Source organism: Micromonospora sp. NPDC023966 (assembly GCF_040639095.1).
GTDB lineage: Bacteria > Actinomycetota > Actinomycetes > Mycobacteriales > Micromonosporaceae > Micromonospora.
The window spans coordinates 1-10,195 of sequence record NZ_JBEZZJ010000064.1; the positions used below are offsets into that span (position 1 = coordinate 1).

Annotated in this window: 13 protein-coding genes; 7 read left to right on the forward strand and 6 right to left on the reverse strand. The window is 67.4% G+C overall.

Features of this window, described 5'->3' with window-relative positions:
- Positions 1-78: 78 nt before the first annotated feature.
- Complete coding sequence (locus AB0F68_RS34565) at positions 79-279, reverse strand: hypothetical protein (RefSeq protein ID WP_357345994.1); 201 nt, start codon at positions 277-279, stop codon at positions 79-81.
- 438 nt (positions 280-717) lie between these two features.
- Here AB0F68_RS34565 and AB0F68_RS34570 point away from each other — a divergent pair, with 438 nt between their 5' ends.
- From AB0F68_RS34570 to AB0F68_RS34580, 3 genes are all read left to right on the forward strand, one after another.
- Entirely contained in the window at positions 718-1,239 is a 522-nt protein-coding gene (locus AB0F68_RS34570; RefSeq protein ID WP_357345996.1) for an SMI1/KNR4 family protein, read from the forward strand.
- A 104-nt stretch (positions 1,240-1,343) separates the two neighbouring features.
- Positions 1,344-1,922 (forward strand): suppressor of fused domain protein, encoded by a 579-nt coding sequence (locus tag AB0F68_RS34575; RefSeq protein ID WP_357345998.1) that lies wholly within the window; start codon positions 1,344-1,346, stop codon positions 1,920-1,922.
- An 89-nt stretch (positions 1,923-2,011) separates the two neighbouring features.
- Entirely contained in the window at positions 2,012-2,416 is a 405-nt protein-coding gene (locus AB0F68_RS34580) for a hypothetical protein (RefSeq protein ID WP_357346000.1), read from the forward strand.
- Between the two features lie 39 nt (positions 2,417-2,455).
- On the opposite strand, the gene AB0F68_RS34585 is transcribed toward AB0F68_RS34580, so the two are convergent.
- The 4 genes from AB0F68_RS34585 to AB0F68_RS34600 all read right to left on the reverse strand — a co-directional run bounded on the left by AB0F68_RS34585 (position 2,456) and on the right by AB0F68_RS34600 (position 5,363).
- A complete protein-coding gene (locus AB0F68_RS34585; RefSeq protein ID WP_357346002.1) occupies positions 2,456-3,364 on the reverse strand; it encodes a hypothetical protein in 909 nt (302 codons plus the stop codon).
- A 208-nt stretch (positions 3,365-3,572) separates the two neighbouring features.
- On the reverse strand, positions 3,573-4,430 hold the full coding sequence (locus tag AB0F68_RS34590) for a PhzF family phenazine biosynthesis protein (protein ID WP_357346003.1): 858 nt from the start codon (positions 4,428-4,430) through the stop codon (positions 3,573-3,575).
- Entirely contained in the window at positions 4,430-4,873 is a 444-nt protein-coding gene (locus AB0F68_RS34595) for a carboxymuconolactone decarboxylase family protein (protein ID WP_357346005.1), read from the reverse strand. The genes AB0F68_RS34590 and AB0F68_RS34595 overlap by 1 nt, the downstream gene beginning before the upstream one ends.
- A gap of 202 nt (positions 4,874-5,075) precedes the next feature.
- A complete protein-coding gene (locus AB0F68_RS34600) occupies positions 5,076-5,363 on the reverse strand; it encodes a helix-turn-helix domain-containing protein (protein ID WP_357346007.1) in 288 nt (95 codons plus the stop codon).
- Positions 5,364-5,539: 176 nt separating this feature from the next.
- Here AB0F68_RS34600 and AB0F68_RS34605 point away from each other — a divergent pair, with 176 nt between their 5' ends.
- Entirely contained in the window at positions 5,540-6,715 is a 1,176-nt protein-coding gene (locus tag AB0F68_RS34605) for an HAD-IA family hydrolase (protein WP_357346009.1), read from the forward strand.
- 167 nt (positions 6,716-6,882) lie between these two features.
- The gene (locus AB0F68_RS34610; RefSeq protein ID WP_357346010.1) at positions 6,883-7,194 is read left to right on the forward strand and encodes an EthD family reductase; all 312 of its coding nucleotides are present in this window, start codon (positions 6,883-6,885) and stop codon (positions 7,192-7,194) included.
- 453 nt (positions 7,195-7,647) lie between these two features.
- Here AB0F68_RS34610 and AB0F68_RS34615 read toward each other — a convergent pair whose 3' ends face one another.
- Positions 7,648-8,532, reverse strand: coding sequence for a class I SAM-dependent methyltransferase (locus tag AB0F68_RS34615; RefSeq protein WP_357346012.1), 885 nt, complete (start codon positions 8,530-8,532; stop codon positions 7,648-7,650).
- 302 nt (positions 8,533-8,834) lie between these two features.
- Between AB0F68_RS34615 and AB0F68_RS34620 the strand changes: the two genes are divergently transcribed.
- Positions 8,835-9,452, forward strand: coding sequence for a tyrosine-type recombinase/integrase (locus AB0F68_RS34620; RefSeq protein ID WP_357346013.1), 618 nt, complete (start codon positions 8,835-8,837; stop codon positions 9,450-9,452).
- Positions 9,453-9,605: 153 nt separating this feature from the next.
- Positions 9,606-10,181 carry a Type 1 glutamine amidotransferase-like domain-containing protein gene (locus AB0F68_RS34625; protein WP_357346015.1) on the forward strand — a complete coding sequence of 192 codons (576 nt, stop codon included), beginning with the start codon at positions 9,606-9,608 and terminating at the stop codon, positions 10,179-10,181.
- Positions 10,182-10,195 lie beyond the last annotated feature (14 nt).

Genomic DNA, 10,195 nt, shown 5'->3' on the forward strand with positions numbered 1-10,195 from the left:
TGCGGTGGGCAGCCGCGATGAGAGCGACCCCACCGGTCACCTCGACCAAGCCTGGCCTGGCTGCGGTCGTAGCACCAGTCAATAGGTAGCCGCGAGGCGTGCGGCGAGCAGCGTCACCCGTACAACGGGCTTGCCGGCCGTTGATCTGCAGACGCCCAACGGAAGACCCAGTGGAATGATGATCGGATGTGGCGGCGGTGCTGGCGGGGCATACCACCAAACATTCGCCTGGTCGTAGCCGTTGAGGTCGCTGTTCTCAGCTACGGCGGCGTCGTGCATCTGGCCCAGCTCGCCATCGGCGGATGGCCACCCTACCGGTGGGCGCCGACCTGGCTCGCGATCTACTTCACATCGCTGACTTTGCTGGACCCGCTGGCAGCGTCGCTGCTGTGGGCTCGCCGGACGATCGGGCTGTATGTCGGCATTCTGATCCTAGTGACGGACGCCGCCGCCAACGGGTACGCCGTACGGCCTATCCGGTGCAACCGCGACTGCCCGGATTTCACAGGCCATCATCAGCCTCCTCGCGCTGGCTGCAGTGACCACGGCTCCACGCGTCCGCCCTTGGATGCAGCGCGTCTCGCAGACGAGGGCATGACCGGTACCAAATCAACGTCCGCACATGCCGCTGACCGCGCTGGTCGCAACCGGTAATGCGTCGCTACTCGAGGGTCAGTCCCACCCGACGCCGTATGAAGGCCCTCATAAACTTTCTTGGTGCAGGACGAGGACCGTACGCTGCCGGCCGCGCTGGCCGCAGCTCACGCTGAAGGCTTCTCCACCGACCATGACGGTCACGACTTCGAGCCGTACGACGAGTTCATGTGGTCCGTCGAAACGCTTGAGTGGTGGCAATCCTGGACCGGCAACCCGACCGCCGGCACCGCACCGTTCCGAGTCTTCGGGCAAGACGGGTCTGGCGGCCTGGCTGCCTTCTGGATCCGCGTGCCTGACGCCCCGATCGAGACCCAGCCCATCGTGTTCCTTGGCTCCGAGGGCGAGCTGAACGTGATCGCCAGCAACCTCGGCGACTACCTGTGGCTGCTAGCCAATGGCGTCGGCCCCCTCGAAACCGTCGACGGCATCCACCGCACGACCACGCCCATCCCCCCGCTTACCGCGATCGCACAGCGCTACACTCGCACCGGCGACACGCACCGAGCCACCGCGATGGTGATCGACGCAGCCCAAGCCGAGCTCCGCGCGCTAACAACGCTGGTCGACACGACCGCGCGGTAGTTGCCGGCCGTACCCCGTTCACGGGCTCTGTGTCCCCGGGCGGGGCCAACACACGGTGGCAGGGGGCGAGCTTTCGTCGTGGCTTGATCGGAGATGATCACCGAGTGGCTGGGTTGATTGAACACTTGGAGTCGTTCCTCGGGCTCATCGCGGGTGGTAGCCGAGGCGACGATACGACGCCGGAGGGCGTTCAGGTGGCGTGGTTTGGCCCCGACGTCCCGTTCGGCGGGGTCACGACCCTGGTGACCGTCGGGCTGTCGCGGCGTCATCTCAACCTGCCGAGTGACGGGGCCTTGCACCAAGAGTTGGTGATGCACGTTCCAACCGATGACTACCCGGCCCGGGCAGCCGGGCTGTTGTTCCAGGTGGCCGGTGAGTTGGTGCGCCGCAGGGCCGGCTTGTCGAATGGCCAGGTGATTGGCCCGCGCGGGCCTCTCTTCCCGGGCGGCCAGACCACAGCCATCGTGGCGATCAGCCCGAGATATTTGCCGGAGTCCTTTGCCGTCTGTCACACCGAACCCGCGCCAGTGGTCTTCACGTGGTTGGTTCCGATCACCACGGGTGAAGCTGAGGTAATCCAGAAGTTCGGGTGGGGGACGCTGGAGCAGTCATTCGCGGCTCAGGATCCTGACCTGGCTGACCCCGGTCGGGCAGAAGTGGCGCTGGATGGGTTGGGCTCGTAGGCCTCAGCGGGCGGGTGATCGAGTTTCCGGATCTGCCGCTCGCAGCGTGCTGGCGTTCATCACCCGCCGTGACGCACCGTGGAACATGGATGCCTTCACTGTTCCTGGTTCAACCGTCGCGCCGTCCGATGATGTTGTTCTGCGGGCCGCGGGTGAGCGAGGACTTCTGGGACTGCCAGACTCGCGATGAGATCTACGAACCTCGTTGGATCGAGTTCGAGGCGGACCGTACCCGCTTCACGCAGGCCCTCACCATCCGGTATGGGTTGCCGCAGCCGAAAGATCTCATGCCGTACGTCTTCGGCGGTGCGCCGAATAATGAGCCAGGCAGCTTGCTCTTCGACTACTTGTCCGGCTGGTTCTGCGAGGTCGATGTCTGGCAGGTTGGCGACCGTGGCATCATCGTCGAGGTCGGCCACTACGACAAGGAGCTACCGCTGCAGCTCATGCTCGTCGTAGGCGGAACTGGAGAGGTTGGTACAACCGTTCTCTAGCAGCATCCGGATCTGCCGCAGAGCGAGCGATGATCGGAGCTACTCCTCCACGTCCGCCAACCAGCCGTGTGCCACAGTTGCGGCCTGCTGTTCCCAGGCCCGGACGCCGCCTCGGAGGGGCCATGCCCGGGTCCTTGCCTCTCGGGGCGGACCGGCGCACCTGTCCGCGAACTGACGTGTGAGGGCATCTGCGGCTCGCCACACGTCGGGGCGTCCCCGCGCAGCCTGCTCGTTCACTCGATCCATCAGTTCGACATGGCCGGTGGCGGCCTGGTCCAGCCACTCGTGGTCGGTCTCGGGATCTGAGCCGATGGCCAAGACCAGGACGGATGGTTCGACGCCCTCGGCGAGGGCGGCGGCCAAGCGGCAGTGGCCGTCAAGCAGCAGGTACCCGTCCAAGCCACTGACGGACCACAGCAGGATCGGCGGAAGCACGTGCTCGCGGGCCTGTCTGCGGTAGGCCCTAACGCGGCCGGCATCGGCGTCGGGTAGCTGACGCAGGGGCAGCACCCCGTTCCAGCCCTCGCCCAACCAGTCGAGGTAGGCGGCGGGGTAGTCCTCAGTGAGGTCGTCTCGCAGGCAGTACGGCGGCAGCCTTCGGGGTCGGAGGATCCAGAACCCGTTGTGCAACGGCCCTGCGTCGGCGTTATCGAGCCAGGATGCGAATTGATGGGCCCATCGGTCGAACCAGGCTCCGCTGCGGGGTGGGGTGACCTGGCGCGCATGGTCGGCGCGTAGTGGGGGAAGCGGCGAGACGTAGTCCCCGGTCCGGTACACGTGCACGCCGTAGTTCCAGCGGTGCACCTTGCCGAGAAGTACCACACGGTTCTGCTGACGTAGCAGCATGCGCCGGCCAGAAGTGACCTCAAGCCGTAGATGCGGGATGTCGCGGCCGGTGACGACCAATCCAAGGCCCCCGTCGGCCGCGTACAGATCGACGCGGTGCACCGACCCAGCTTAGGCAGCTGCCTCATCCATATGGGCGGCGGCGACTTCGACCGCAGAGTTGGTGGCGCCGGGCGCACTCACAGCCGCGATCCGCGCGGCGCGCAGCGTGACGGTTGGAGCTGCCTCTCGCCATCCGGAACTGCCGATGACCGTGCATCCGATTATCGCCAGGAAGGAAGTCGCTCGAGCGCGCGGATCGCTTGATGTTTCAGCCGAGAACGATGGGCGGGCCAAGGTCGACCACTCCGCCGATTCTCGCGACGATGCCGGATCCGGTACGGGTCGCGCTCGCGGAGATCGATGATGGCCTCTTGAGTGTGTCACCCTGGTGGACTTCGATGTCGCCGTTGCCGGAGGTGTCGAGGAGGTGGGCGGCTAGGCAGCCGACACTGTTGGCGTTCGCGATGTCCTCGTTGACCCCGATCGCGGGGGCGAACATGCGGGCTGCCGCCGTTCTTGTGGTCGGCGAGAGTGCGTAGGTGAAGCAGCCGAGATACCCGAGTCGCCGGCACTCGGTTGCCAGCCGATCGAAGTCGGGCTGCATGGACTGCAGCGTCCCGTGATCCTGGACGGGGACGAGCAGTCGTGGCGTGCCCGGCGAAGCGACTCGTACGCCGGCGGCGAGGTCCGGTCGTTGCAGGCCGAGGGCCGCGATGATGCCACCACCGGTGGCGTCGCCGTCGTCAGCCAGGGCGATGGCGCCTTGGTCGAACCAGACTTCGACGCCTTCGCGACGGCGGATGGCGGTCGTGGCGAAGGTGCGGCCTGCGGTGTGCTGGCGCCCGTGGTGCTCGGTGGCGCCGCTGCGGTGCAGCAGGACGGCTTGCGCGGCGATGGTGCCATGGCCGCAGTTCGTGAGTTCCCCGGCGCTGGTGAAGAAGCGCACCGTGGGCGTGTCCGCTGTGCCGGTGTCGATGAACGCGGTGTGGGAGGTGCCGGTCCTACGGGTGATGGCGTGCCGGTCGCCGTCGGTGAGCGTGGCGTCGTCGATCACGACCGCGGTGGGGCTGCCGCCCTGCCCGTCGCGGGTGCAGGCGTTCACCACTGCCACCGGTGGGCCGGCCATCAGGTGGGTGTGACGTCGGCGAAGCGGGGAGCACCGGCCTCGAGGTCGACGCGAGCGGCGCGGGCGGCGAAGCAGATCGCGTGGTACCACCCGCACAGCAGGAGCACGTCGAGCAGTTGCCGCTCGTCGAACGACTCCTGCGCGGATCGCCACAGTGCGTCGTTGATGTCGCACGAGTCGTGCAGGGCGTCCACCATCCGGATGAGCGTGGCTTCGCGGCCGGCGGTCCAGCAGGGATCGTCAGGGCACCCGTGGGTGAGCGAGGTGACCTCGGCCGCCGTGAGTGCAGCACGGGCAGCGAAGACCATCACGTGGACGCCCCACTCGTATTCGCAGCCGCAGCGCGCGCAGGTGCGCAGGATGACGATCTCCCGCTCGCGGAGTGTCAGGGTCAGGTCACGGCCGAGTTCATACCTGCCCAAGTGGCTCATCGCGACGGTCATCGGCAAGTTCTTGGCCAATGTCCGGAAAAGGCCGATAGGAGGCACGCCAGCCGGCGTCATCGTGGCGAGTTGTGCCGCCACGTCTGGCGTGAATGGTGGTTCGAGGGCTGGGATACGGGCCATAACCCCTCCAGATGATTCGGATTCAGAAGCACCGTAGCGATTCGGTTTCCGAAGCGCCAGGGGGCGGTGCTTCAGGGGTTCAGTGTTCGCCGTCCTCGCCCAGGGCCGAGGCCCACGCGTCGGACCAGCGGGCGAGCGGGCGCAATGCCTGGTAGGCGCCGCGGCCCAGCTCGGTGAGCGTGTAGGCCGCGTCCGGCTGCTGGGCGACGAGGTGGGCGTCAAGGAGCTCGGTCAGCCGTTGCCGCAGGACGCTGGAGGACATGTTGTCGCAGCGCTGCTGCAACGCGCGGAACCCGACCGGCCCGTGCCGCAGCTCCCAGACGATGCGCAGGTTCCAGCGGCGGCCGAACAGGTCGAGGGCGGCCATGAGGGGTCGCCCGGTGCTCGATCCGCGTACCGGCCGGCCTGGCCTGGGTGCCGTCATCGCCTGTGCCACCCCTCTTGATGCTTCGAACTTCGATACAGTACCCTCCGCTGTGGTGATTCGATTTCCGAAGCGATAGGGGAAGGCTTCGTGAGGCGACTGCGCGGCGTGGCGGTGCGATGACGCTCCCGCCGCTGCCGGAGAAGGACCACCACTGCGAATCGTGTGGTCTGCGATACGGCGACCTGACCCCGTCGGCGGCCCTCGGGCTGATCCGCAGCCATCCCGCGCAGTACCGCCGCCGGCTGCAACACCTGTCCGTCGACGTCCTGCGTCGGCGGCCCGCGTCCGGGGTGTGGTCGGCGCTGGAGTACGCCTGCCACGTCCGCGACGTCTACGACGTCTACGAGACCCGGGTTCGCCGCACGCTGACCGAGCACGAGCCCACGCTCGAGCCGATGCGCAATGACGAGCGCGCCGCACAGCGCGCCTACAACCAGCAACCGCTGGCCGCCGTACTGCTGGACCTCGAACGGAACGCTGACCGGTTCGCCGCCCTCGCGAGCGAGATCAGCGAACCGCAGTGGAGCCGCTGCGCCGTCCGGCTCCCTCGGGAACGTCGCTCCGTCCTGTGGATGGTGCGGCAGGTCGCGCACGAAGGGCTGCATCACCTCCACGACATCGGCGCGGGCCCTACCGACAGGGCAGTGTTGTTCGACGTCGACGGCGTGCTCGTCGATTCGTACCTCGCGTACCGCCGGATCTGGAGCCGATGGGCAGACCACCGCAACCTCGATCCAGATCTGGTCTGGTCACACACCCACGGCCGCCGGGCCGTCGACACCATCCAGGTGGTGGCGCCACACCTCGACGCCGCCGCCGAATACCGGCTGATCAGGGAACTCATGACCCACGAAGACGGCAGCTTTCCCGTGTACCCCGACGCCGCCGCGGTGTTGGGCCTGCTGAAGGACCGGCGGTGGGGCGTCGTGACCTCAGGCCGAACGGCCACGGTCCTACACCGCCTGCGTGCCGGTGGGCTACCCGATCCTCCGGTCCTGGTCGACAGCAGCCAGGTCCGACGCGGCAAACCCGATCCGGAGGGCTATCTGCGCGCGGCCCAACTCCTCAACGTGCCGGCGCCCGACTGCCTGGTGATCGAGGACGCTCCCGCCGGCGTAGCAGCAGCCCGTACCGCAGGCATGACGGTGATCGCCGTACGCACCACCCACCCTGACGACGAACTCGCCGGCGCACACCACCGCGCCGACACCCTCAGCGACGCCCTCCCCCTCATCACCGACTGGCTGGACAGGACGCAACCGCAACCAAAGGAACCGAACGATTCGATCTGATCGTCGCCGATGCGGGCCGTTGGCTCCGTGCCCGCGATCCGCGCCGCCCAACCCAGGCTCACACCGCCGTCGTCGAAGGCAGCCGGTGTTCGCGGTGGTACCCGTACAGGCGACGGCTCGAGATCCCCGGGGTGTTACCGGTCGCCAGCTACTCAACGGAGGTTCTCATGCACAAGCTGGTGGTCCTGTACCCCCACCCCGCCGATCCCGACCACTTCCGCGACTACTACGTGACCAACCACCTTCCCCTGGTCACCCGCCTGCCCGGCCTGCTCGCGTGGCGCTACAGCTTCGACGTCGCAGCCACACAGGGACAAGCGCCATACTTCGCGATCTTCGAAGCCGAGTTCGCTGACGCTGCGACCATGAACGCGGCGAGAGCGTCGCCGCACGGCCAGCAGGTGGCCGCCGATGTCGCCAACTACGCCACCGGTGGTGCGGTCGTCATCCACTACACGGTGCAACACGGCACCGGCTGAGCCTGAACCCGGACGAAGTGCCCCACGTCCAAAGAGCGCCACGTCGGCCTCAACACCAACGGCGCCAGCCCCCGCGGATCAACACCGTGACCGTCATCACCGCCGTGACCGCGTTTGTTCGGGTCGCCTGAGTGCGGGCTCGAGCCGCTCGATCGAACGCCGAGGAGCTGCCGCCGAAAGGCCCTCGCCAAGCCGAGAGTCGCTCGAACCGAACCCCGCGAAGGACGGTGCGCTGCCCCCGACACGTTGCTGACCTCGACACAGAGAACGTGCAGTTGCAGGCAAAGGCTTTGGTCGACCGGCGAGACGCATTGCGGCGAATTGTCTCGGCCGCTGATCGGCTGCGCGCTCATGCCGCGGTCCGGGCGCTACGGTGGGTGGCTTCCGGGCCTTGCGGACACGCGTGTCCGGTGCGTCACTGAGTGCTGGGCGGCGCGACGGTGCGGTACGTCCTCAGCGGTTCCTGTGCGGACGCCGTGCGCGAAGGAACGCCGTGGCCATCGTGCGCCGCGTTGGCGTGCCGGCCGCAGCCAGGGCGGTCATGTACGTGTCGAGACGCTCGCGTTCGTCGTCGGTCAGGGCGGCGGCGATCGCTTCGCCGTACGTGGGGACCAGGGGGTTGGGCGCCAAGCGCTTGAGTGTTTCCCAGTCCCCGATCGGGTCGGCGGGCACGTCGACCTGGGCGCGGTAGTCCAGTTCCACCGCCTCGAAGCCGGCGGCCAACGCCCAGTCGACGAGGTCACGCTCGTCGAAGTCCATCATCGGTCGCGTGGTTTCCTCGGTGGTGCTCCGGTAGACATCGCGGACCTTGGCGATCAGGTCGTTCACGGGCGATTTGCCCATGCCGAACAGATCATCGGGCCGGAGCCGCACCACGAAGCCGTTGATGGGCTCGAACAGGGAGATCCGTCCGCCCGGCCGCAGGACCCGGAAGAACTCCGCGAAGGCGGCGGCCTTGCGATCGGAGTAGATGAGCACCGACCGAGTAGTCACGACGTCGACAGAGGCGTCAGCGATTCCGACGAGATCATCGGCCGACGCGACCACAAAGCTGCACCGCCCGTCGCCACTGGCGGTGCGCCGGCACTCGTCGAGCACATCCAGTGAGATATCGCTGAAAATGACATGACCGTCCGGGCCGAGTCGATCCAGCGCGCCGAACCCGATCAGTCCCGTCCCGCAGCCCACGTCGAGGACCACGTCGTCGGCCGCCAGGCCAGCTCCCTCAAGGACGCCGTCACGGAACGCCGCCAGATCTAGGGCGTTGCGGGCGCGCAAGCCCGCGCTGTTGCCGTCCCGCCGGGTCAAGAGCCACTGGGCCCATTTGTCCCTCGTCACCGGGTCAGCGTAACCCCGACGCATTCACGGACATTGGTATACGGGCCTTGACCACTGCGCTCGGATCTGCCTCTCTGGGCGGACTGGCGTTCATCGCTGCTGGTGACGCACGGTGATGTATGACTACCTCTCCTGCTCCCGCTTCCAGCGTCGTACCGACCAATCAGCTCGTTCTGCGTGCCGCGGTGTCCGCCTTTCTGGGCCGCTACCATGGGGAAACTCGCGTCCATACTGAGTCCGACCAGCGAGTCTTCCTACGCTGGTGCACCGACCAGGCCCTTGATCCGCTCGCCATGTCGCGGATGGACGTCGAGCGGTACGTGCGCTGGCTGCAGGACGTACGCCGCTACCAGCCCCCGACGGTCTCGCGGCGCCTGTCGGTCGTGGTCGGGTTCTATCGGGTCTGCGTCATCGATGCCATCCTGGAGCATTCGCCGGCCGACTACGTCCGCCGGCCCACGGTGCCGTCCGAGTCGCCGACCCTTGGGCTGGGGCACCTACAGTTCGAGGCTCTGATCACTACCGCCCGGCTGTCGGCCAACCCGAACGACTTCGCCCTGGTCGTGCTCGTCCCGCGGCCACCCGCGGTGGCCCGAGCCATCGACCGCGCCGTCGACGAGCGCACCAGCGGACCGATCCTGCGCAATACCCTCGGTGTTCGGATGGACCGGCATGCCGCCACCCGCCGGCTCAAGCCCCTCGCCCACACGGCGGGGATCCGGATGCCGAGGATGCATCCCCACATGCTGCGGCACACGTTCGTGACCACCATGCTCGACGCCGGCGTCAGCCTCCGCGACGTGCAGATCGCCGCCCGCCACGCCGACCCGAGAACCACCATGCGCTACGACAGAGCGCGAAAGAACCTCGACCGCCACCCCAACTACATCCTCGCCGCGTACATGGCCTCCGGGACATAGCCAGCGCTCACGGCTCTGCCGATGTGCGTGCGGGGGGCTTGAGGGGTCGCAACGGCGATGAGTTTCGTTATGGTGTCCAGTCTGTACTCCCATGCACCCATCTCCCGACTCTCGGGGAGAGCGTTTCATGACCTCTACGTACAGGAGGCAAGCGTGAAGCTTCTTCTCACGTCCGCAGGCGTCCAGAACCCGAGCATCCGCGATGCGCTGGTCGATCTGCTGGGCAAGCCGATCGCCGACTCCAGTGCCCTCTGCATCCCTACGGCGGTCCACCCCATGGGCGGGCCAGCCTCGGCCTGGCGCTTCATCACCGGTCAGACGCCGCTACCCATGTGCGGCCTGGGCTGGAAGTCGCTGGGCGTCCTTGAGCTGACAGCGCTGCCCAGCATCGGCGAGGAGCGGTGGGTCCCCTGGGTCCGGGAGGCTGACGTCATGCTCGTGGCCGGCGGCGATGCGACGTACCTGTGCCACTGGATGCGGCAGTCCGGGCTGGCGGACCTCCTGCCGTCGCTGCGGGACACCGTCTGGGTGGGGTTGAGTGCTGGGAGCATGGTGCTGACCCCCCGGATCGGGGCGGACTTCGTCGAGTGGCAGTCCGCGCCCGACGACCGCACACTGGGGGTCGTCGACTTCTCGATCTTCCCGCACCTAGACGATCTATTCCAAGGGATACGGGGACAGCGCACACAGACGAGGGCGTCCATGATCGACGTTGCTGAGCAACGATGACCATGGAGGCCACG

What these genes read in the sequence shown, in the direction of transcription:
- AB0F68_RS34580 (WP_357346000.1), top strand. Translation starts at nt 2,012, where the DNA reads ATGCCTTCACTGTTCCTGGTTCAACCGTCGCGCCGTCCGATGATGTTG.
- AB0F68_RS34595 (WP_357346005.1), bottom strand. Translation starts at nt 4,873, where the DNA reads ATGACCGTCGCGATGAGCCACTTGGGCAGGTATGAACTCGGCCGTGAC.
- AB0F68_RS34620 (WP_357346013.1), top strand. Translation starts at nt 8,835, where the DNA reads ATGGACGTCGAGCGGTACGTGCGCTGGCTGCAGGACGTACGCCGCTAC.
- AB0F68_RS34600 (WP_357346007.1), bottom strand. Translation starts at nt 5,363, where the DNA reads ATGGCCGCCCTCGACCTGTTCGGCCGCCGCTGGAACCTGCGCATCGTC.
- AB0F68_RS34590 (WP_357346003.1), bottom strand. Translation starts at nt 4,430, where the DNA reads ATGGCCGGCCCACCGGTGGCAGTGGTGAACGCCTGCACCCGCGACGGG.
- AB0F68_RS34610 (WP_357346010.1), top strand. Translation starts at nt 6,883, where the DNA reads ATGCACAAGCTGGTGGTCCTGTACCCCCACCCCGCCGATCCCGACCAC.
- AB0F68_RS34565 (WP_357345994.1), bottom strand. Translation starts at nt 279, where the DNA reads ATGCACGACGCCGCCGTAGCTGAGAACAGCGACCTCAACGGCTACGAC.
- AB0F68_RS34605 (WP_357346009.1), top strand. Translation starts at nt 5,540, where the DNA reads ATGACGCTCCCGCCGCTGCCGGAGAAGGACCACCACTGCGAATCGTGT.